This window comes from Rhizobium zaerense, from assembly GCF_051810725.1.
Taxonomy (GTDB): Bacteria; Pseudomonadota; Alphaproteobacteria; order Rhizobiales; family Rhizobiaceae; genus Rhizobium; species Rhizobium leguminosarum_I.
This window is the reverse complement of record NZ_JBPWQY020000005.1, coordinates 341,074-362,990: the sequence shown is the minus strand read 5'-3', so window position 1 is coordinate 362,990 and position 21,917 is coordinate 341,074. Positions and strand designations below refer to the sequence as shown.

Annotated in this window: 22 protein-coding genes; 13 read left to right on the top strand and 9 right to left on the bottom strand. The window is 62.0% G+C overall.

The annotated features are described in order from the left end of the window. Nucleotide 1: 1 nt before the first annotated feature. Genes ACS4RR_RS32605 through ACS4RR_RS32585 form a run of 5 tightly spaced genes read right to left on the bottom strand, consistent with a single transcriptional unit; the run spans nt 2 to nt 3,877 of the window. A complete protein-coding gene (locus ACS4RR_RS32605; protein ID WP_260299568.1) occupies nt 2–682 on the bottom strand; it encodes a TadE/TadG family type IV pilus assembly protein in 681 nt (226 codons plus the stop codon). After that, nucleotides 654–2,297 (bottom strand): TadE/TadG family type IV pilus assembly protein, encoded by a 1,644-nt coding sequence (locus tag ACS4RR_RS32600; protein ID WP_260299567.1) that lies wholly within the window; start codon nt 2,295–2,297, stop codon nt 654–656. The genes ACS4RR_RS32605 and ACS4RR_RS32600 overlap by 29 nt, the downstream gene beginning before the upstream one ends. After that, nucleotides 2,294–3,091 (bottom strand): TadE/TadG family type IV pilus assembly protein, encoded by a 798-nt coding sequence (locus ACS4RR_RS32595; RefSeq protein ID WP_456190640.1) that lies wholly within the window; start codon nt 3,089–3,091, stop codon nt 2,294–2,296. Before ACS4RR_RS32595 ends, ACS4RR_RS32600 begins: the two co-directional genes overlap by 4 nt. Before the next feature lie 5 nt (nt 3,092–3,096). Then, the gene (locus ACS4RR_RS32590) at nt 3,097–3,660 is read right to left on the bottom strand and encodes an A24 family peptidase (protein WP_260299565.1); all 564 of its coding nucleotides are present in this window, start codon (nt 3,658–3,660) and stop codon (nt 3,097–3,099) included. 13 nt (nt 3,661–3,673) lie between these two features. Further along, nucleotides 3,674–3,877 carry a hypothetical protein gene (locus ACS4RR_RS32585; RefSeq protein ID WP_018246152.1) on the bottom strand — a complete coding sequence of 68 codons (204 nt, stop codon included), beginning with the start codon at nt 3,875–3,877 and terminating at the stop codon, nt 3,674–3,676. 508 nt (nt 3,878–4,385) lie between these two features. Here ACS4RR_RS32585 and ACS4RR_RS32580 point away from each other — a divergent pair. Beyond that, nucleotides 4,386–4,517 (top strand): hypothetical protein, encoded by a 132-nt coding sequence (locus ACS4RR_RS32580; protein ID WP_012763633.1) that lies wholly within the window; start codon nt 4,386–4,388, stop codon nt 4,515–4,517. Next, a complete protein-coding gene (locus tag ACS4RR_RS32575; protein WP_032985809.1) occupies nt 4,517–5,659 on the top strand; it encodes a TadA family conjugal transfer-associated ATPase in 1,143 nt (380 codons plus the stop codon). Before ACS4RR_RS32580 ends, ACS4RR_RS32575 begins: the two co-directional genes overlap by 1 nt. Before the next feature lie 23 nt (nt 5,660–5,682). Here ACS4RR_RS32575 and ACS4RR_RS32570 read toward each other — a convergent pair whose 3' ends face one another. From ACS4RR_RS32570 to ACS4RR_RS32555, 4 genes are read right to left on the bottom strand one after another with little or no spacing between them, the layout of a single operon-like run. Continuing rightward, complete coding sequence (locus tag ACS4RR_RS32570; protein WP_162115115.1) at nt 5,683–6,228, bottom strand: sarcosine oxidase subunit gamma; 546 nt, start codon at nt 6,226–6,228, stop codon at nt 5,683–5,685. Beyond that, complete coding sequence (locus ACS4RR_RS32565) at nt 6,221–9,178, bottom strand: sarcosine oxidase subunit alpha family protein (protein ID WP_456190639.1); 2,958 nt, start codon at nt 9,176–9,178, stop codon at nt 6,221–6,223. The genes ACS4RR_RS32570 and ACS4RR_RS32565 overlap by 8 nt, the downstream gene beginning before the upstream one ends. Continuing rightward, nucleotides 9,175–9,456: a sarcosine oxidase subunit delta gene (locus tag ACS4RR_RS32560; RefSeq protein ID WP_456190638.1), complete on the bottom strand. Its 282-nt coding sequence runs from the start codon at nt 9,454–9,456 to the stop codon at nt 9,175–9,177. The genes ACS4RR_RS32565 and ACS4RR_RS32560 overlap by 4 nt, the downstream gene beginning before the upstream one ends. 12 nt (nt 9,457–9,468) lie before the next feature. Next, entirely contained in the window at nt 9,469–10,719 is a 1,251-nt protein-coding gene (locus ACS4RR_RS32555) for a sarcosine oxidase subunit beta family protein (protein ID WP_456190637.1), read from the bottom strand. A gap of 87 nt (nt 10,720–10,806) precedes the next feature. Here ACS4RR_RS32555 and ACS4RR_RS32550 point away from each other — a divergent pair, with 87 nt between their 5' ends. From ACS4RR_RS32550 to ACS4RR_RS32500, 11 genes are all read left to right on the top strand, one after another. Then, nucleotides 10,807–11,766, top strand: a complete 960-nt coding sequence (locus ACS4RR_RS32550) for a GlxA family transcriptional regulator (protein WP_456190636.1) — start codon at nt 10,807–10,809, stop codon at nt 11,764–11,766. 79 nt (nt 11,767–11,845) lie between these two features. Beyond that, nucleotides 11,846–12,529 carry a helix-turn-helix domain-containing protein gene (locus ACS4RR_RS32545; RefSeq protein WP_170261545.1) on the top strand — a complete coding sequence of 228 codons (684 nt, stop codon included), beginning with the start codon at nt 11,846–11,848 and terminating at the stop codon, nt 12,527–12,529. A gap of 88 nt (nt 12,530–12,617) precedes the next feature. Next, nucleotides 12,618–13,526, top strand: a complete 909-nt coding sequence (locus ACS4RR_RS32540; protein ID WP_456190635.1) for a class II glutamine amidotransferase — start codon at nt 12,618–12,620, stop codon at nt 13,524–13,526. A gap of 38 nt (nt 13,527–13,564) precedes the next feature. Next, nucleotides 13,565–14,251, top strand: coding sequence for a GltB/FmdC/FwdC-like GXGXG domain-containing protein (locus ACS4RR_RS32535; protein ID WP_170261547.1), 687 nt, complete (start codon nt 13,565–13,567; stop codon nt 14,249–14,251). Nucleotides 14,252–14,265: 14 nt separating this feature from the next. Continuing rightward, entirely contained in the window at nt 14,266–15,594 is a 1,329-nt protein-coding gene (locus tag ACS4RR_RS32530; RefSeq protein WP_003548137.1) for an FMN-binding glutamate synthase family protein, read from the top strand. 80 nt (nt 15,595–15,674) lie between these two features. Continuing rightward, nucleotides 15,675–16,982 carry a type III glutamate--ammonia ligase gene (glnT, locus tag ACS4RR_RS32525; protein ID WP_456190634.1) on the top strand — a complete coding sequence of 436 codons (1,308 nt, stop codon included), beginning with the start codon at nt 15,675–15,677 and terminating at the stop codon, nt 16,980–16,982. A 98-nt stretch (nt 16,983–17,080) separates the two neighbouring features. Continuing rightward, complete coding sequence (purU, locus tag ACS4RR_RS32520; RefSeq protein ID WP_456190633.1) at nt 17,081–17,965, top strand: formyltetrahydrofolate deformylase; 885 nt, start codon at nt 17,081–17,083, stop codon at nt 17,963–17,965. Nucleotides 17,966–18,115: 150 nt separating this feature from the next. Next, complete coding sequence (locus ACS4RR_RS32515; RefSeq protein ID WP_017968478.1) at nt 18,116–19,249, top strand: aminomethyl transferase family protein; 1,134 nt, start codon at nt 18,116–18,118, stop codon at nt 19,247–19,249. 11 nt (nt 19,250–19,260) lie between these two features. Beyond that, the gene (locus ACS4RR_RS32510; RefSeq protein ID WP_017968477.1) at nt 19,261–19,866 is read left to right on the top strand and encodes a dimethylamine monooxygenase subunit DmmA family protein; all 606 of its coding nucleotides are present in this window, start codon (nt 19,261–19,263) and stop codon (nt 19,864–19,866) included. Beyond that, nucleotides 19,863–20,828 carry a PDR/VanB family oxidoreductase gene (locus tag ACS4RR_RS32505; protein ID WP_456190632.1) on the top strand — a complete coding sequence of 322 codons (966 nt, stop codon included), beginning with the start codon at nt 19,863–19,865 and terminating at the stop codon, nt 20,826–20,828. Before ACS4RR_RS32510 ends, ACS4RR_RS32505 begins: the two co-directional genes overlap by 4 nt. 31 nt (nt 20,829–20,859) lie before the next feature. Further along, complete coding sequence (locus tag ACS4RR_RS32500; RefSeq protein ID WP_170261551.1) at nt 20,860–21,900, top strand: heme-dependent oxidative N-demethylase family protein; 1,041 nt, start codon at nt 20,860–20,862, stop codon at nt 21,898–21,900. Nucleotides 21,901–21,917: the final 17 nt, after the last annotated feature.

Genomic DNA, 21,917 nt, shown 5'->3' with positions numbered 1-21,917 from the left:
CTTATTTCGCTCCCGGAAAGACGCCGTCGAAGAGATCGCCGGAATCGTCGGCGACATCGCGGATTTCGCGGCGGAGCGTCGGATCGTAGCCGTGGCTCGTGGTGTCATTGTTGTGCGAGGCAAACAGCGTGGAATCGTCCACCGTGAACGCATCCTTCCAGCGGAGGCTCCTGATCGTATCGAGATCGTCGGAATCCCTGAACTTGTAGACGCGGTCGGCTGTCGCGGTGACGAGCTGCGGCTTCTCATTGGCGAGGTCGCCGACCATGTCGCCGAAGTCGCGGCCGTCGCTCTTCAAGGTATTTTGGACATCGTCCCAGACAAAGGTGCGCTGCGGGTCGCCATCGCCTTCATGCGATGGTGTGCGCGAGCAGTTGATGGCGTCGCCCCCGGGCACTGCCGGCAGAGCCGGGATCGGGACGACATTCGAGAAATCCGACGTGCAGTCCAGCCCATTTGCCTCGGCGAAGGCGGCGTTGCGCATCGCAAGCATGGTTCCGACCTTCTTGGTGGAAATCTTGTTCGCGTGGATGACGAAAATCACGATCAGCAAGATAACAGGCGCGGCGAGCACAAATTCGATCGAGGCCAGACCGCGCCTGTCGCGGTGCAGCCGCATCAGCAGCCCGCGGCCAGCAGGACCGCCCACAGGCTCAGTGTGTGTTGACGGCAGCCCAGGCATTGGCTCCTCCTCGGTCGAAGACGCGGGTCAAGCCGGTAAAACTGTCGGCCGCCGGGCTCTGTTTGATGGTGTTCGAAACCTCGCCGATATCGTCGGCAAGCGTAGCGGGCGCAAGCGATGCCAGCCAGTCCTGAGTGTAGAGGTCGAAGGCCGTGTAATTGTGGACCCAGCTCTGCGCGAGCGCATAGGCGGACGGTGTCTTGTCCTTGAAGATGCGGATCTGCAGCCTGGCGCGCGGGGCGCGGGAAACGATCGCCAGCGTCTGGTAGTCGTCGAGCTGCTCGCCGCCGAAGGGCGAGAAGTTGAAGGGGATGCGTCCTTTCAGCCAGTAAGGCTTCGGGAAGGAGATGACGGGCAGGGGAGCACCCGCCACGGAAATCGCGCCACCGGCTGGGCCGCAGACCTGGTTCCAGATCATGTCGAACTTGCGGGTGAAATCGTTCTCGTCCTTCGTCTGGGCATCGGAATAGCGCGGCGGCACGTCGATCGGTAGCTGGAAGGGGTTGGTGATGCCGAAGCCGACGCCGAAGACCTTGTCCGCCAGCCAGAAGCTGACATCGAGCGCTGCTTCCTCCAGCCAGCTCAGATCGCCGGCATATTGCTCGACGATCGCCTTGAACGGAACCTTGCTGAGATAAGCCGGGCCGAAGGCTTCATAGAAGATGTAGAACTCCACCAGCGCATCGTCGACGCCGCTTTCGTGGTTGACCCAGTCTCGGATATGGCTGCCATCGACTCCGCCTGCCGTTAGTGGGCCCTTGCCGTTGGGGAACCCACGATTGGCAAATTCGCCGCGCATCAGAAACGGGTCCTGTCCCTGCGTGCCATTGGCCATCGCAAGGCACATTTCAGCATAGGCCGAGGCGGGATTGATGCCGTCACGATCGACCGGCAGGTTACCGCCCGCACCTTCTCCGGCCTGGTCGCAGGACTCACACGGCGGATGAAAGACGACGTGATCCGACTTGTTCAAGCGCACCAGATGCAGGGCTTCGTTGCTGACGCGCTGCGGAAAGCTTTCGACGAGGTAGTCGTTCAGATCGTTCATCGCATCGATGATGTCGCTGGACTTCTCGATGAGGCCCAAAGGATTGTATTTGACTTGCGCCGCCACCGTATATCCGATCGCTTTGGCGGCTTCCAGCGCCCGGAATCCCTGGAACGCCAGGCAAGCCCCATAGATGATGCCACCGACGATCGGGACTTTTTGCCAGCCGGGGCAATAGGGCATTGGCGGAAGCGGAGGCAGCAGGGACGCCGGCCCGAAGCCTTCCGTGAACGAATATTCGGCGAGTTTCGCCAGAATGACACCCGAGCGCAGGGCAAGTTCCGCCGTCGTCAGCTGAAAGGCGACCGACGTCGCCATGACAACGGTTGCCTGCGACGAGGCGACGTTGTTCATCGCCATGATATTGAGATAGCGCGCCTCCCAGTCGGCATGGACGAGTGCTGCGGCATCGGCCGTGTCCTGGGTGCGCTGCTTGTCGTAGATCATCTGTCCGGTATTCAGGATCCAGACGATCATCAGGGCAAGCGCGATCGTCATGTAGAGGATGATCGGCGACAGGAAGCCGCGTTCGTCGCGGTGCAGGCGTTTGATCAGGGCCGGTGTCATAGCAGGTTCACCTCCGCCGTCGAGATCGTATAGTAGCGGCCGTCCTTCCTCTGACCGCGGGCAAAAACCCAGCCGGCATATTCGAGCAGCAGGAAGCGCGCTTCCACCTTGGCGGTGACCGGCACATGCGGTGAGCGGTTGATGGCGGCATAGAGCGCCATCGGCGCGCGGTCGACGGTCACCGTGACGTTCTGCGGATCGAACATGTAGCGGGCCTGGTTGCGCATCGCCCGCCAGTTCTTCGAAAGGCCCGAGGCATCGGCAAGGCTTTTCAGCGCCTCTTCCGGCGGCTGGCAGGCGCCGACGCATTTCAGCTGGTCGTAGGGTGCGGCCGGGATCAGCGCCAGGCGGGCGGCAAGATCGGCCTTGCCGGCGGCGGCATCGTTATCGCAGGTCTTGACGTCGATGAGGCTCCGGATGGTGATCGGCAGGGCCGGGCAGAAATAGACGCGGGCGCTGCGCGCCGCCGCATAGGCGGCATAGTGGGTGAAGAGGTGGTTCTTGGCCAGTATCGTGAACTGGAAGACCACGAACATGAAGAAGACGAAGACCGGTGTCACAAGAACGAAATCCATCATCGTCGTGCTGCCGGAGGTATCGCCGTGCAGCTCCGATATCCGGCGCCGGCGGGCGGAAAGCCGCGGCAGCAGCAGCATCGAGGCAAGCAGCATCATGGCGATCGCAAAGGTACCGAAGAGCGCGCCGTGATCCTCTGGGATCCAGAAGGTCCGTGAGTGCAGGATCGAACTCCAGAAGGCGCCGTCGAAGATGGGGCGTTCGAGTTCCGCGCGCATTGCCGTTACCTCACGAGTGAAAGAGGGGTGAAATCAGGCATGGAAAGGCACCAGAGAAGTCCGAGAGCAGCGGCAACGCCGAAGCGCACGGTATGATGTGTCTCGCGCGGCTTCAGCACGGAAGCGGCGTCGCGGAAACCGGCGGGCAGGAGAAGCGCAAACAGTCCGACCGTTCGCGCCAGCACGCTCCACTGAACACGCCGCGCCATGGAGAAAACGGCAATCACGCCGCCGACCATCAGCGATGCAAGGGTGACATCGATGGCGGGCCAGAGGCCGAGAAGGGCGCCGAGCGCCGCCATCAGCTTGACGTCGCCGCCGCCGCAGCTTCCGGCTGCGAAGGCGATGAGAAAGATCAGGCCGGCTGCAAGGAGGCCTGCGAAGGCAAGCCCTGTTCCTGCGAGACCGCCGCTGACTGCCGCCAACATGAACCCGCCAAGCAGGCAGGGATAGGTGACGGCGTTCGGGATATGACCGTGGCGATGGTCGAGCACCGCCGCGGTCATGGTGCAGGCGACGGCAAGAGCCGCCGCCGCAGGCATCAGGGTCAGATCATAGGTCGTATCCATGATCCCGACCCGCTTATTGACCCGGCTCAGGAATTCTCTCGGCATCCGAGAGCGCCGTGTTCTTTTCATTGAACCATTCGCCGATCTGCTTGCCGAATGCGAGCAGAAGCAGCATCAGCGGAATGACGATCAGGGCGACGGCCAGGACGATCTGGGCCATGTCGCCACGCTCGTCCTTGTGAAGTGCAATTGCGAGAGTCTTGAGTTTACCAAACATGTGATTACTCCTCATTCCCAGGTTTGTTTCGGTTCGAAGCCCTGATGAAGATGAACCAAGCATACGCCATCGATCCGAACGAGCATGTTGCTCGATCCAACGATATTTTCTGCTTCAGCTTATCTTCCCCGGCTGCCAACGTTTGTTGAACAACACCATTAAGACCCAAGAGTGCGCCCAAGGCCAGCCCTCCGTCAAGCAAACGAAACGAAGGGTTCCAATTGTCTTGGAGGCATCGCCGGCACAATCGCAGTTGACGTCATATTTTTTCAACTAACAGCTTGAACGGGCTAAGATTTTAGCTGCATGGCCGAAGTTTTTGCCAACCTGGCGAGGCCTCGTCTACTGCTCCATAATTGGTCAATTCTTTCAAAGCGATAGAAGAAACAGCATATGGCGATCATAATGACTGCCTCCGCGGGGCCCGGCCATGGCGTTGTTTGGCGATCTGGATTAAGCTTTCGGAAAATGGCGGATGTCGCCCGCCAGTCGATCCGGAGAGAGAACGATGGAAACGATGAGCAGCATCTTAATACTTGGATTGGTCCTCATTCCACTGATGATGTTCTTTCCGACCGCGGTCCAGATGATGGCGACACTGTTCGGCATGAGCACGGTCCTGGTCGGGATGCCGCTCTGATGAAGGCCGTTTCCGACGACGCTGCCGAACAGGCAACCTTCCAGGTCCTGACCCGGGCGCTGGACAAGCTGCTCGGGCCGATCCGTTTTCTCCTCGACGATCCGAGCGTGTCCGAAATCCTGATCAACGGGACATCCGACATCTTCGTCGAAAGGCGAGGCAAGCTCGAACGCGCCGATACGCGTTTTGCCAGTCGCGAAGATCTGGAATCGGCCGCGCGCAGCATCGCGCAATTCTCAGGCAAGCGACTGACCCCCGAGGAGCCGAGCATCGAGGCGCGCCTGCCGGATGGTTCGCGCGTGCAGATGATCCAGCCGCCGGCCGCCCGCACCGGGCTCTGCATCTCCATTCGCCGCTTCCTGAAAGAACATCGCAGCATCCGCGACCTCGTCACCCAGGGCAGCCTGACGGAGGAATCGCTGTCGCTGCTGCAGGCGGCCGTCGGGCTGCAGAAGAACGTCATCATCTCCGGCGGCACCGGCACCGGCAAGACGACGATGCTGAACGCGCTGTCGGAAGCCTTTGCCGACCACGAGCGCGTCATCGTCATCGAGGACACGTCCGAACTGCAGATCCGCAAGGAACACGTGGTCTATCTCGAAGTGACCAAGCCCGACCGTTTCGGTCGCGGCGGCGCCAGCATCCGCGACCTGTTCCGCTCGTCGCTGCGCATGCGGCCCGACCGGATCATCGTCGGCGAGTGCCGCGGCGGCGAGGCGCTCGATATGATCCAGGCGATGACATCAGGCCACAGCGGCAGCCTTTCGACGGTGCACGCGAACACCCCCTATGACTCCCTACACCGGCTGGAAACGCTGGCGCTGATGTCTGATATCGACATGCCGCTTCGGCCCCTGCGCGCCCAGATCGCCTCGGCGGTCGATGTCGTCGTGCAGATCGCCCGCTTCAAGCGCACCGGCCGGCGCCGCGTGATCGAGATTTCCGAGATCAAGGGCCTGAACAATGACGGCCAGTATATCGTCGAAAGCATCTACAAGCTCGAGGGCGACGGTCATTCCAATCCCGACGGCGCACTGCTGTGGACGGGTGTCGTGCCGAGCTTCGCCGCCGATGCGCTGGAAGAGCTGCAAGGTGCGGAGCGCCCCGAATGGGTCGGAGCCGCCGCGCTGCATACAGCTTAATAACGATCCCAGACCCTCCTCTGTTAGACGCCGTCCTTTTCCGCGCTCGCCGCCATATGCGCGAGATCGTCCCAGAGGCTTTCGGCAAAACTGCGCAGGACCGTGAGTTCGAAGCTGTCATCGCCGGTGCGGACGATCTGCACGGAGAGATGACCGACCATCGTCAGCACAGAATGGCCTTCCGGAAAGACGGAAGGATCGAGATCGACGGCTGTGCCTCGTGACAGAAGTGCGCGCGAAGAACGGCCGGAAACGCCGATACGCACGCGGCCGTGGCTCTGGTCCATGACGAAGGACCTTCCCGCAAGCGCTGCCGCGAGAGCATGGAGGCTGGCGGGCACGAGCGGCTCGTCACCGGCGACGAACCATTGCCGGAAACCCGCCTGGCGGATCGAACTTTTCGCAAAGCCCGCTTTCACCAATTCCGCGGTGAGCGCTGATGGTTCGATTGCGCCGAGCACATGCAGGAGATGGCCCTCCGGCAAGGCTTCAAGCCGAAGGCCCGCCCCTGAGATGCCGTTATAAACCATGCCGGCCAGAACCGGTTTGTGTTGCGGAAGATCACGCATGGAGCTTCTCGTTTTCGGGATCGATGAAGACGGGATGGCAGAGCACCGCATCGGTGAATTCGTTGCGCAGGCCGTTCCAGACCGTCACCCTTTCACCGATGCGTTCCGGCCCACGCCGGACGAGCGCCAGGCCGATCGTATGGCCGAGTGTCGGCGAAAAGGCACTTGAGGTGACGTAGCCCTGGTCGTTTTCGAGCGTCGCCGCAACGCCGTCGGCAAGAATATGCGAGCCGGTGCGGAAGCCGCTTGCCGGATTAAGCGGCTTGACGCCGACGAGGCGCGGCCGCTCGGGATCCTGCAGCCCTTGGCGCGCCAGCATTGCTTTTCCGATGAAATCCGGCTTGGTTGATGAGACCATGCGGCCGAAACCGAGATCGCCAGGCGTCACCGTACCGTTGATCTCTGCATGGGTGACATGGCCCTTCTCGATGCGCATGACGCCGAGCGCTTCGGCGCCATAGGCGCAGATGCCGTGCTTCTCCCCTGATACCATGATCGCATCGGCAACGCCTTCGCCGTAACCGGCCGGTACTGCCAGCTCGTAGGCGAGTTCGCCGGAGAAGGAGATCCGGAAGAGCCGGCCTTCGAGGCGGCCGCCGAAGAGGGTGACCTTGCGGGCACTCATGAAGGGGAAAGCCGCATCCGACAGGTCCTCGTCGACGATCTCCTGAAGAATGGGGCGCGACTTCGGCCCGGCAACGGCCATTTGCGCCCATTGATCGGTCGAGGAGGCGAAGCAGACGTCGAGCTCCGGCCACAGCGTCTGGGCGCAGAATTCGAGATGGGCCAGCACGCCGGCTGCAAGCGCCGTCGTCGTCGTCATGAAGAAATGGTTGTCACTGAACCGGCTGGTGGTGCCGTCATCATAGATGAAGCCATCCTCACGCAGCATGATGCCGTAACGCGCCTTGCCTACAGCAAGCTTGGCGAAGCCGTTGCAATAGATGCGATCGAGGAAGATCGCGGCATCCTTGCCAAAGATTTCGATCTTGCCGAGGGTCGAGACGTCGCAGAGGCCGGCGTTCTTCCTGATGTTCAGCACCTCGCGGTCGACGCTTTCGCGCCATGTCGTCTCGCCGGCGCGCGGGAACCAGGACGAGCGATACCAAAGGCCGGTTTCGACGAAGACCGCGCCGTTCTTCTCGGCCCAGCCATGCAACGGCGATTTGCGGGCCGGCTGGAAATGTTTGCCGCGCGATGCCCCGGTCAAGGCGCCGAAGGAAACCGGTGTATAGAAGGGCCGGAAGGTCGTCGTTCCCACTTCGGCGGGCGACACGCGGCGCGCCTCGGCAAGGATGCCGATGGCGTTGATGTTGGAAAGCTTGCCCTGGTCGATCGCCATGCCTGATGTGGTGTAACGTTTGGCGAGCTCGACATGGCCGTAGCCTTCGCGGACGGCGAGGCCCAGATCCTTGAGATGCACGTCGTTCTGATAATCGACGAAAGCCTTGCCCTTCGAACCCTTCACCGACCAGAGCGGCTTTGCCTGTGCGGCCGTCTCGGAAGCGGCGGCAAAGGCCGGCTCTGCCGCTGCGAAACCGATCGCCTTCAACGCGGCAGCTGCCTTTTCCGCGCCATCGCCGAGGCAGGTCGCGGTTTGCGCCATGCCGGCGGCCGAGCCGGCAACGGCAAGGCCTTCCTGCTGGACAGGCGCCAGAAACGTCGAGGCCTCGTGCGACCATTGCGGTTTTGCACCGCGATGGCAGGCAAGATGAATGATCGGGCTCCAGCCGCCCGACATGGCAAGCGCATCCGCTTCGATCCGGCGGGTGCCGTCTGCGGTCTTGATGGTGACGCCGCGCAGGCGCTTGCCGCCAAATGCTTCGATGACCCTGGCGCCCTCCAGCACTTCGGCGCGGCCCTGCCAACTCCCACCTCCATCCCCGCGGCTGTCGACGATCGCCGCGACCGTGAGGCCGGCGGCCTCGAGATCGGCGGCGGTGCGATATCCGGCATCGTTGGTGGTGAAGATGACAGTGCTTCTGCCGGGCGCGACCGCTTGTCGAGTGAGATAGCTGCGCATCGCGCCTGCCATCATCACACCGGGAATATCGTTGCCGCCGAAGACGAGCGGACGCTCCTCGGCGCCGGTCGCAAGGATCGCCTGGCGGGCGACGATGCGCCACAATCGTTCGACCGGGCGTTCCGGATCGGGCATCGCCACATGCTTCTGCACCCGTTCGACGGCGCCGAAGACATTGTCGTCGTACCAGCCGAACACCGTCATGCGCGGCAGACGCCGCACATTCGGAAGTCCCTCCAGTTCGGCAAGCAACTCACCGAGAAGCGCGCCCGCCGGCTGGCCGTCGATGGTGCCGCTGTCGGAAAGCAGACTGCCGCCCAGGTCGGATCCCTCGTCGGCGAGGATGACGCGCGCCCCGGCACGGCCGGCGGTCAACGCTGCGGCAAGACCGGTCGGGCCGGCGCCGATCACCAGCAGATCGCAGTGCGCCCAGCATTTCTCGTAGGAATCGGGATCAGCCTCATAGGATGCTCTGCCGAGGCCTGCCGCCTTGCGGATCACCGGCTCGTAGAGCTTTTCCCAGAGGGCCGCCGGCCACATGAAGGTCTTGTAGTAGAAACCGGCGCTGAGGAAGGGCGACAGCAGCCCGTTGACCGCGCCGACATCGAAGCCGAGCGAAGGCCAGCGATTCTGGCTCCTTGCCGTCAGCCCCTGGTAAAGCTCGATCATCGTCGCGCGTGTATTCGGCTCGGTGCGCCCGCCGTTGCCCGTCGTCACCAGCGCGTTCGGTTCGGCAGCCCCCGCCGTCAGGATGCCGCGCGGGCGATGATATTTGAAGCTGCGGCCGACGAGCTGGACGCCGTTGGCAAGCAGCGCCGAGGCGAGTGTGTCGCCCGGATGGCCTTCGAGCGGCCTGCCGTCAAAGGTGAAACCGAGCGAAGTCGTGCGGTCGATGCGGCCGCCGGAGGAAAGACGGAAGCTCGTCATGCCGGTTCTCCGCCGAGCTTGGAAAGGGCGGCGTCCCTGACGCCGTGGACCGCATGGGTGACGGTATCGCGTTCGACGATCAGCCAGCGCCGGCATCCGGAGGAATGGTGCCAGTATTCACTGTGCCGGCCGCGCGGATTGTCGCGCAGATAGACATAATCGAACCAGGCATCCGCACCGGCATCCGGCGCCGGCCTGATAAGGACCGCATCGCCGCGGATCGAAAATTCCTCCTTCGGTCGGGCGCCGCAATGGGGACAGGAAATCAGGCTTGCCATCGTCAAATGTCCTCAGTGCAGGTTGGGCTGGGCGCCGACGCCCTTTTCGTCGATCGGATAGCCGCGCGCGAAGCGGTCGAGCCGGAAGGCGCGGGCGGTCTGATGCGGCGTATTGCGGGCGATCAGATGGGCGTAGCAGAAGCCGGAGGCCGGCGTGGCCTTGAAGCCGCCGTAACACCAGCCGGCGTTGAGATAGAGATTGTCGATATGGGTGCGGTCGATGATCGGCGAGCCGTCCATGCTCATATCCATGACGCCGCCCCAGGAGCGCAGATAACGCACGCGCGACAGCGACGGGATCAGCGCCAGCCCGGCTTCCGCGACGTGCTCGACCGAAGCGAGATTGCCGCGCTGGGCATAGGAATTGTAGCCGTCAATATCGCCGCCGAAGACCAGGCCGCCCTTGTCAGACTGGGACGCGTAGAAATGCCCGGCGCCAAAGGTGACGACCGTGTCGATAAACGGCTTCAGTCCTTCGGAAACGAAGGCCTGCAGCACATGGCTTTCGATCGGCAGCCGCAGGCCGGCCATATCGGCGACGACGGTGGAATTGCCGGCGGCCGCCAGCGCCAGCTTGCCGCAGCCGATGAAACCCTTGCTGGTCTCGACGCCGGTCACCTGACCGTTTTCGCTGCGGATGCCGGTCACCTCGCACTGGGTAATGATGTCGACACCGCGGCTGTCTGCGCCGCGCGCATAACCCCAGGCGACCGCATCATGGCGCACCGTGCCGCCGCGCGGCTGGAACAGGCCGCCCATGATGGGGAAACGGGCATTGTCGAAGTCGAGGAAGGGCAATTTCTTGCGCACCGCCTGCCGGTCGAGAAGCTCGGCGTCGACGCCGTGCAGCCGCATGGCGTTGCCGCGGCGCGTATAAGCGTCGCGCTGGGCGTCGGAATGGAAGAGGTTGAGCACGCCGCGCTGCGAGACCATGGCGTTGAAGTTGAAGTCCTGCTCCAGCCCTTCCCAGAGCTTCATCGACAGCTCGTAGAAGGGATTATTGCCCGGCAACAGGTAGTTCGAGCGGATGATCGTCGTGTTCCTGCCGATATTGCCGGAGCCGAGATAGCCCTTTTCGAGGACGGCGACATTGGTGACGCCGAATTCCTTGGCAAGATAATAGGCGGTGGCAAGACCATGGCCGCCGCCACCGACGATGATGACGTCGTAATGCGGATTCGGCGCCGGGTCGCGCCAGGCAGGCAACCAGCTTTTGTTGCCGCGAAGGCCGTTGAGGAAAATCGAAAGAGCGGAATAGCGCATGGGTCACCCCGGAAAGAACAGCTGCATGATGCCAGAAAGGGGAGGGCGGACTTGCACAAAAGGGACATGATTGGCTAAGAAAGAGACATGTCCTCGCTTGATAGCAGAAATGTGCAGACGATCGGCTTTATCCTCATCCCGGGATTTGCGCTGATGTCCTATGCCTCGGCGACGGAGCCGCTCAGGGCGGCAAATCTTCTGGCCGGACGTGAGATCTATCGGCTGCAGATCTTCTCACCGGATGGCGCAGCGGCACTCTCCTCCTCGGGCGTCAGCGTCCCCGCCGAACCTCTCCCTGTCAGGGGCTCGGGGCTCGGCACGGCCTTCGTCTGCGCCGGCGGTTTGCCCCGCGACTGGCGCTATCCCGGCGTGCTGTCCTGCTTGAGGCAGCTGTCGCGCGAAGGTGTGAGGATCGGCGGCATCTCGGGCGCTCCCTATCTGATGGCGGCCGCCGGACTGCTTGGCGGTCGCGACTTCACCATCCATTGGGAGCATGCGGCCGCCCTTCTCGAAGCCTTCCCGGATCTCACGCCGCGCCAGGCGCGCTTCCTGATCGACGGCAACCGGATTACCTGTGGCGGCGGCATCGCACCGCTCGACATGATGCATGTGCTGATCGCCGAGCGCATGGGGCCGGATTTCGCCCGCCGCGTCAGCGACTGGTATCTTCATACCGAGGTCAACGAGCCGGCAGCCCCGCAGCGCGCCTCGCTGGCGCAGCGCTATGGCGTCTATCATCCCGGCCTGCTCAGCGTTCTCGAACGGATGGAGGAGACGATCGAGATGCCGCTCGAGCGCGCCGCCATGGCGCGCATTGCCGGCGTCACCACCCGCCATCTCGACCGGCTCTTTTCGGCTCACCTCGGCAGTACCTTCCTCGAGCAGTACCGCAGGATCAGGCTGCAGCATGCCCATCGGCTGCTGAAGCAGAGCCCGCTTTCCGTCTCGGAAATCGCGGTGGCCACCGGCTTTTCCAGCCTGAGCCATTTTTCCCGGATGTTCCGTGCCCTCTACGGCATCGCTCCGCGCGCGGCGCGGCGGGAATAGGTTTTCTTCACGGTTGAGGAATTTTCACTATGGCGATAGGGTTGCCTTGAACAAAAGAGAAGGCGGCAGGGGAAAACCTATGAAATCCAAGCGTGAAGCGGCAGAGCAACCGGAACAGGCGCTTGGCGGACGCGCTCCCTTTTCCCAGGACCCGCACGCCGTTCGCGAGCCGAAGGAAAACAACCTCGAAATGGCGATCGGCCATGAGGTGCGCGCCTACCGCAAGAAACTCGGCATTACCGTGACCGATCTGGCGGCGGCGACCGGCATTTCGCTCGGCATGCTCTCGAAGATCGAGAACGGCAACATCTCACCGTCGCTGACGACGCTGCAATCGCTGTCGCGGGCGCTCGGCGTGCCGCTGACGGCCTTCTTCCGCCGTTTCGAGGAACCGCGCAACGCCGTCTTCGTCAAGGCAGGCCAGGGCATCGAGCTCGAACGGCGTGGCACACGCGCCGGTCACCAATATAATGTGCTCGGTCATATCGACAACAATACCAGCGGCGTCATCGTCGAGCCTTACCTCATCACCCTGACGACCGATTCCGACATCTTCCCGACCTTTCAGCACGAGGGGATGGAATTTCTCTATATGCTTGAGGGCGAAGTCGTTTACCGCCACGGCGACCAGCTTTTCCAGATGCAGCCGGGCGATAGCCTGTTCTTCGACGCCGATGCGCCGCATGGGCCGGAGCAGCTGGTGAAACTGCCGAGCAAGTACCTCTCGATCATCAGCTATCCACAGCAGAGCTCGAAAAGCTGACTTGCCTCAAAAGAAAAAATCTTTCTTCCCAGTTGAAAACGCAAAACAGACCTGCTAGTCCTTTCTCAACACGAACGGAGGTCTGGTCATGTGCGGAATTGTGGGTCTCTTCCTCAAGGATAAAAGTCTCGAACCGGAGCTCGGGGCACTGCTGTCCTCCATGCTGGTGACGATGACGGATCGGGGGCCGGACAGCGCCGGTATTGCGATCTATGGCGACGCCAGCGGCAACAATGCCAAGATCACCATCCAGTCGGCCAATCCGAAGAAGGATTTCGCCGGCCTCGAGGCCGAGCTCGGCCAGGCGGTTGGCGCATCGGTCGCCGTCCAGGTGAAGAGCACGCATGCCGTCATCACGCTTGCGAAGGGTCTGCTCGAGGCGGGCAAGGCAGCCGTTGCGGAATTGCGTCCGAACATCCGCATCATGAGCAGCGGCGACGCCATCGAGATCTATAAGGAAACGGGTCTGCCGAAGGATGTCGTCTCGCGCTTCGCGGTCAATTCAATGGCCGGCACCCACGGCATCGGCCATACCCGCATGGCGACGGAATCGGCCGTCACGACGCTCGGCGCCCATCCTTTCTCCACCGGCTCCGACCAATGCCTGGTGCATAATGGCTCGCTGTCCAACCACAACAATCTCCGCCGCGAACTGAAGCGCGAAGGCATGACCTTCGAAACGGAAAACGACACCGAGGTCGCCGCCGCCTATCTGACGGCCGAGATGGCCAAGGGCAAGAATCTCGGCCAGGCGCTGGAAGGCGCGGTGGATGACCTCGACGGCTTCTTCACCTTCGTCGTCGGCACGAAATCCGGCTTCGGCGTCGTGCGCGATGCGATTGCCTGCAAGCCCGCCGTCATGGCCGAAACGGACCAGTATGTCGCCTTCGGTTCGGAATACCGGGCGCTGGTCAACCTACCCGGCATCGAGAATGCCCGGGTCTGGGAGCCGGAGCCTGCAACCGTTTATTTCTGGGATCACCAGAAGGTCGCTTGACCAGCGCCTCATGCCTATTCTCCAAGGGTTATCGAAACATGCCTGTCATTGATCTTGCCACTACGCCGTTGCGTGAACTCAACAGCGCCCTGCACAACATCCAGAACGGTTCGAACGATCTTTCCTTCGAAGTCGTCAATCCGCGCGGCAGCCATTCGGTTGCCGTCGGCATCGATGCGCCCGTGACGGTCGATGTGAAGGGGTCCGTCGGCTATTACTGCGCCGGGATGAATGATGGCGGGACCGTCACCGTTCACGGTTCGGCAGGTCCGGGCGTTGCGGAAAACATGATGTCTGGAACCGTCGTCATCGAGGGCGATGCCAGCCAGTATGCCGGCGCAACCGGCCGCGGCGGCCTGCTTGTCATCAAGGGCAATGCGGCATCGCGCTGCGGCATCTCGATGAAAGGCATCGACATCGTCGTTCATGGCAATATCGGCCACATGTCCGCCTTCATGGGCCAGTCCGGCCACCTCGTGGTGCTCGGCGATGCCGGCGATGCGCTTGGGGATTCGCTCTACGAGGCGAAGCTCTTCGTGCGCGGTTCGGTCAAGAGCCTGGGTGCCGATTGCGTCGAAAAGGAGCTGCGTCCCGAGCATCTGACGAAGCTCGCCGAACTTCTCGAAATGGCGGGTGTGAGCGAAGTGAGGCCCGAGGAATTCAAGCGTTACGGCTCCGCCCGTAAGCTTTACAATTTCAATATCGACAACGCTGACGCATATTAAGTCGAGGGACCATCATGAGCTATCACAACCCCTATACCCCGCCGCGCAAGTCCGCAACCTTCGACGATTACACGCTGGCGGAAATCCGCCGCGCCGCGGCGACCGGCATTTACGACATTCGTGGCGCCGGCACCAAACGGAAGGTGCCGCATTTCGACGACCTGCTGTTTCTCGGCGCCTCGATCTCGCGCTATCCGCTCGAAGGTTACCGCGAGAAGTGCGACACATCGGTCGTCCTCGGCGCGCGCTTCGCCAAAAAGCCAATTCACCTGAAGACGCCGATCACCATTGCCGGCATGAGCTTCGGCGCGCTCTCCGGCAATGCCAAGGAAGCGCTCGGACGCGGCGCGACGATTGCCGGAACCTCCACCACGACAGGCGACGGCGGGATGACCGATGAAGAGCGCGGCCATTCGCAGACGCTGGTCTACCAGTATCTGCCGTCGCGATACGGCATGAATCCCAAAGACCTGCGTCGCGCCGATGCGATCGAGGTGGTTGTCGGTCAAGGCGCAAAACCCGGCGGCGGCGGCATGCTGCTCGGCCAGAAGATCTCCGATCGCGTCGCCAACATGCGCAACCTGCCGAAGGGCATCGACCAGCGCTCGGCCTGCCGCCATCCGGATTGGACGGGCCCCGACGATCTCGAAATCAAGATCCTGGAACTGCGTGAGATCACCGACTGGGAAAAGCCGATCTATGTGAAGGTCGGCGGCGCGCGCCCTTATTACGATACAGCGCTTGCCGTGAAGGCCGGCGCCGACGTGGTGGTGCTCGATGGCATGCAGGGCGGAACCGCTGCGACGCAGGATGTCTTCATCGAGAATGTCGGCATGCCGACGCTCGCCTGCATCCGCCCCGCGGTCCAGGCGCTGCAGGATCTCGGCATGCATCGCAAGGTGCAACTGATCATCTCGGGCGGCATCCGTTCCGGCGCCGACGTGGCCAAGGCACTGGCGCTGGGCGCCGATGCCGTTGCCATCGGCACGGCGGCACTGGTTGCGATCGGCGACAACGATCCGCACTGGGAAGAAGAATATCAAAAGCTCGGCACAACGGCCGGCGCTTATGACGACTGGCACGAAGGCAAGGACCCGGCCGGCATCACGACACAGGATCCGGAACTGATGAAGCGGCTTGATCCGATCGCCGCCGGCCGCCGTCTTGCCAACTATCTGAAGGTTATGACGCTGGAAGCCCAGACCATCGCGCGCGCCTGCGGCAAGAACCACCTGCACAACCTGGAACCGGAAGATCTTTGCGCCCTGACGATGGAGGCCGCCGCCATGGCGCAGATCCCGCTCGCCGGCACAAACTGGTATCCCGGCAAGGGAGGCTACTGATTTCTACCGGCCGGGCAAACGTCCCGGCCGTCTCGCATCCATAAGCAAAGTGTCTCCAAGAAATCCAAAGGGGAACGAGAATGACACTGGACCTTGCTGCTTTTGCCAGAGACAAAGGCATCAAATATTTCATGATCAGCTATACTGACCTGTTCGGCGGCCAACGCGCCAAGCTGGTCCCCGCCGAAGCCATCGCCGATATGCAGAAGGATGGCGCCGGCTTCGCGGGCTTTGCAACCTGGCTCGATTTGACGCCTGCCCATCCCGACTTGTTCGCGCTTCCCGATGCTTCCTCCGTCATCCAGCTACCCTGGAAGAAGGACGTCGCATGGGTTGCTGCCGACTGCGTCATGGACGACCAGCCTGTCGAACAGGCACCGCGTGTGGTGCTGAAAAGACTGGTCGCTGAAGCTGCGAAAGAAGGGCTCCGGGTGAAAACCGGCGTGGAGCCCGAATTCTTTCTCATCTCTTCGGACGGCTCGGTGATTTCGGACCAGTTCGATACCGCCGAAAAGCCCTGCTACGATCAGCAGGCCGTAATGCGCCGGTATGATGTCATCGCCGAGATTTGCGACTACATGCTCGAGCTTGGCTGGAAGCCCTATCAGAACGACCACGAGGACGCGAACGGCCAGTTCGAGATGAACTGGGAATATGACGACGCGCTTCAGACGGCCGACAAGCACTCCTTCTTCAAGTTCATGGTCAAGTCGGTCGCCGAAAAACACGGCCTTCGCGCCACCTTCATGCCGAAGCCCTTCAAAGGCCTGACCGGAAACGGCTGCCATGCCCACATCTCGGTCTGGGACATCGATGGCAAGGTCAACGCCTTCGCGGATAAGGAAATGGCCTTTGGGCTCTCCGCTCAGGGTAAAACCTTCCTTGGCGGCATCATGAAACACGCCTCCGCGCTGGCCGCTATCACCAATCCGACGGTCAATTCCTACAAGCGCATCAACGCGCCACGCACGACATCGGGCGCCACCTGGGCGCCGAACACCGTGACCTGGACCGGCAACAACCGCACCCACATGGTGCGCGTGCCGGGGCCGGGCCGCTTCGAGCTGCGCCTGCCGGATGGTGCTGTTAATCCCTACCTGCTGCAGGCGATCATCATCGCAGCCGGCCTTGACGGCATCCGCAGCCAGGCAGACCCCGGCCGCCACTACGATATCGACATGTATGCCGAGGGATACCTGGTAAAGGACGCCCCGCGCCTGCCGCTCAACCTGCTCGACGCGCTACGCGCTTATGATGCCGACGAGGGCTTGAAGGAAGCGATCGGGGCCGAGTTTTCCGCCGCCTATCTCAAGCTCAAGCATCAGGAATGGAACGCTTACTGCTCGCATTTCACCCAGTGGGAACGCGACAGCACGCTCGACATTTGAATGGACGGACGTTCTGAAGACACGCTCATCACACCGGAGCGGACAGGCTCCGGCGTCATCTAGCCCTCTGCGCTTGGGATAGCGAAGGAAGCGACAGCATGAAGAGTTTCGTACTCACCGTATCCTGCAAATCGACGCGCGGCATCGTCGCGGCGATTTCGAGCTATCTGGCCGACAAGGGCTGTAACATCGTCGACAGCTCGCAGTTCGACGATCTCGATACCGGCAGGTTCTTCATGCGCGTCAGCTTCATCTCGGAAGAGGGGCTGTCGGGCACCGATATCGACGCCGGTTTTGCAGCTGTCGCCGCTCCCTTCGAAATGGATTACGATTTTCACGACAGCGAGAAGCGCATGAAGGTGCTGCTGATGGTGTCGCGCTTCGGCCATTGCCTCAACGATCTGCTCTATCGCTGGAAGATCGGCGCGCTGCCGATCGATATCGTCGGCGTCGTCTCCAACCATTTCGATTACCAGAAGGTCGTCGTCAACCACGACATTCCCTTCCATCATATTCCGGTCACCAAGGCCAACAAGGTACGGGCCGAGGCCCATATCCTTGATGTGGCCGAGCAGACCGGCACCGAGCTGATCGTGCTGGCGCGCTACATGCAGATCCTGTCGGACGAGATGTGCCAGAAGATGTCCGGGAAGATCATCAACATCCATCATTCCTTCCTGCCGAGCTTCAAGGGCGCCAACCCTTACAAACAGGCCTACGGCCGGGGCGTTAAGCTGATCGGCGCGACGGCGCATTACGTCACCGCCGATCTCGACGAAGGCCCGATCATCGAGCAGGACACGGCGCGCATCACCCATGCACAGTCGCCCGAAGACTATGTCTCGATCGGCCGCGATGTCGAAAGCCAGGTGCTGGCCCGTGCCATCCACGCCCATATCCACCACCGCACCTTCATCAACGGCAACCGCACCGTGGTTTTCCCGGCAAGCCCCGGAAGTTACGCGTCGGAGCGGATGGGCTGAGAGATGATTGGCGTCATCGCACCCATCGCGCCGCAGGACAGATACCGTCAAAGTTTTGGGAAATGCATGCCGGACGGGCTTGCCACGGCGCGAAAGACTTATATAGTCAGGAAATAAATATTCCGTAGAGGAAATAAAAGGGAACGGACAATGGCTTTATCATGGCGTTTCTCCGTCTTGGCGGATCGGCATCGTGCTCTGGGATCGAAGCTCGAGGACTGGAGCGGCATGGGCACCGCCTGGACCTACGACAAGGACATGTCGGAAGAACATGTCGCCGTCCGCACCAAGGCCGGCATCATGGATGTCTCGGGCCTGAAGAAGGTGCACCTGGTCGGGCCGCACGCCATCGCCGTGCTCGACTATATTACCAGCCGCGACCTGACGAAGATCTACCCCGGCCGCTCGGTCTATGCGACCATGCTGAACGAGCGCGGCCACTTCACCGACGACTGCATCGTCTATCGCACCGGCCCGAATTCGTGGATGCTGGTGCATGGCTCCGGCTCCGGCCACGAGGAACTCGTCAAGCAGGCGGCCGGCCGCAATTGCGCCGTGCTCTTCGATGACGACCTGCATGACCTGTCGCTGCAGGGGCCGATTGCGGTCGATTATCTCGCCAAATATGTGCCCGGCATCCGCGATCTCAAATATTTCCACCACATGCAGACGACACTGTTCGGCGCGCCGGTGATGATCTCGCGCACCGGCTATACCGGCGAACGCGGCTACGAGATCTTCGTGCGCGGCCAGGACGCCGTCATGGTCTGGGACCGGATCGTCGAGGAAGGCAAGGAGATGGGCATCATCCCCTGCTGCTTCTCGGTTCTCGACATGCTGCGGGTCGAAAGCTACCTGCTCTTCTACCCCTACGACAATTCGCAAATGTATCCCTTCGCCGATCAGCCGCCCGGCGACAGTCTCTGGGAACTCGGCCTCGACTTTACCGTCAGCCCCGGCAAGACGGGTTTCCGTGGCGCCGAGGAACATGACCGCCTCAAAGGCAAGGAACGCTTCAAGATCTTCGGCATGCTGATCGATGCCGACGGACCGGCCGATCTCGGCGACGACGTCTTTGCCGACGGCAAAAAGGTCGGCGTCATTACCTGCCCGAGCTATTCGTCGCTGACGAAGAAATCCATGGCGATTGCCCGCCTGGACGTTGACAAGGCGGTGCATGGGACGAAACTCGAAGTCCGCGGCAAGACAGTGCAGGCAAGCGCCACCGCCCATACACTTCCCTTCGACGATCCGGAGAAGAAAAAGAGGATTGCCGTAGGTTAGGGAGCACGGAAATGCTCGTTGCAGGCATCAAGAGCCGACCAGTCTACACGGGCCTGACCATCCAGCCGCGCGCCCGGCGGCACATTTTCGCGCTCGAAGGGGAGGGCGCCAAGGCTCTGCTCGATCAGCAGCCGGCGCTTGACGAAACGGCGCTTTCCCGCAGCGAGATCCTCTATGTCGCCCGCGGCTCGCAAGGCACCGGCCTGGACGAGGCGCTGGCCCGCCTCGGCGCCGACATGTTCTTCACGGCGCCGACGATCGCCACGCTGCTCTTCCGATTGAAGGGGTCGCTCGCCACCGCCCATATGGGCACGCGGCTTTATCTGTCGGGCACGGAAGGCTTCATCGGCCAGGCAATGCTGGTGGCGCTCGATTACGGCATGGACCATGCCTCCGTCATCACCGAGCATCGCGGTTCGCTCGCCCGGCGTGTGCAATGCGTCCATTGCAAGGGCATCACCGACGACGTCACCACCAGCCCTTTCACTTGTAGCCATTGCGGGCTGCCGCTTCTGGTGCGCGACCATTATTCGCGCCGGCTCGCCGCCTTCCAGGGCGTCAATATCGATGCGGAAGAACCGGGCAGCGCGCCTGACCCGGAGGAGTTGTTCCTTTGAGCGGTGGTACTGAAATTCCTGTCCGCGTGACGCGGATCACGCCGATCGCCGAGCGCGTCAAGCGCTTCCGTTTCGAGCGCCTTGACGGCAAGCCGATGCCTTATTTCTCCGGCGGCGCCCACGTCATCGTTTTGACGAACGATGGCGGCCATATGCGCCGCAATGCCTATTCGCTGATGTCGCCGCCGCATGATTGCGCAGCCTATGAAATCAGCGTGCTGCACGTCGAGGATTCGCGCGGCGGCTCGACCTTCATGCATGAGAAGCTCAGCGAAGGCGACGAGCTCAAGGTCAGTTATCCCGTCAACCTCTTCCAGCCGGACTGGCGCGGGCGCAAGCACCTTCTGATCGCCGGCGGCATCGGCATTACCCCGTTCATCGCGATGATGGAGCAGTTTTCCCGCGAGGGCGCCAATTTCGAGCTGCATTACGCCATCCGCACGCGCGACCGCGGCGCCTATTGGCGGGAACTCACCGAGCGCTATGGCGGACATCGCATCAAGATCTATTGCGATGCCGAAGGCGACGCCATGCCCCTGACGAGCCTGCTCGGCACCCAGCCGCTTGGCACGCATCTTTATGTCTGCGGCCCATCCGGGATGATCGACGGCGTGCTGAAGGCGGGACTGGACGCCGGCTGGCCGGAACAGAACCTGCACTCGGAACGGTTCCTGTCGTCGCTGCCCGGCAAGCCCTTCGCGATCGATCTGCTGCGGTCCGGCAAGACCGTGAAGGTTGGCCATCACGAGAGCATGCTGGAAGCAATCGAGGCGGCGGGTGTCGACGCGCCCTTCCTTTGTCGCGGCGGCGCCTGCGGTCAATGCGAGACCGGGGTCGTCACCTGCGACGGCAAGCTGCTGCACCATGACGTCTATCTGACGAACGAAGAAAAAGCATCCGGCCGCAAGGTGATGATCTGCGTTTCCCGCTTCGAGGGAAACACGCTGCATCTTGATCTCTAGCGGCATCGGAAGCGGAACAAGGAGACCGGACATGGCAATCGTCTTCAAGCAGGAAACCTTCCGGAACGATTTCAGCTATCGGAACAGCCCCGAGAACATTCGGCGTTTCCCGTTTCCCTTCGACCGCGACGAATACATGTATTCCGTCAATATGGAGCCGCATGTGCACGGTCGGGCGGGAACCGTCTACGAAAGCCTCATCGACGTCGACGAGCATTACGTCGCCGAGATGCATGACCGGGCGCTGGTCCTGAAGGAAGATCCGCTACGCTACCAGGCGCTGCCGCACATGATGAGCGCGCAATGGGATACGCTCGAACTTTTGATGGAAGAGCAGGCGGCGGGTTACCCCGATCATTTCACGCTGATCCGCAACGGCGACCAGTGGCGCTGGATCAACCGCCCGCTCGGCATCGACGACAGCTTCACCTTTGGCGATGCCTCGACGCTGCCCTATGAGCCCTTCGAATATATCACCCGCCAGGCCCAGGGCGATTTCTGCATCGTCGATCAACGCGACGGCAATCTCTGGATGGACGCCGGCATGGTGACGACGCAGGCCGACTGGTCGCTCGACTTCGATATCGGCATGAATTTCATGGAATGGCACGGGCCGGTGCCGCTCGCCCATCAGATCGGCGTCTTCGACCGGGCGCTGAAATTCCTGCTGAACCTGCAGCAGGGCAAGCCGACACGGCGCTTCAACTGGACGATGACAATCAATCCGCGGCTCGACACCAGCCCGGAGAATTATCACAAATGGGGTCCTGACCGCACCACGGTGACGCCGGAAAATGTCGGCGAGAAGGTGCATCTGCGCGTCGAAGTGCAGAGCCTGTGGCGCCTGCCGCGCTCGAACGCCATCCTTTTCGTCATCCGCTGCTACCTGATGAACATGGAAGAGCTCGTCACCGTGCCGAAATGGGCGCGCCGCTTCCCGCGCGTGCTGAAGACGCTGCCGCCCGAGCTCATCGACTACAAGGGCCTCACCCGCTTCCGCGAGACGACGATCGAGTGGCTTTCCAAATATGACGACGGGGCGCCGACCAGCCCCGGCATCTATCCGGACTGACACGCAGGACAATGCGA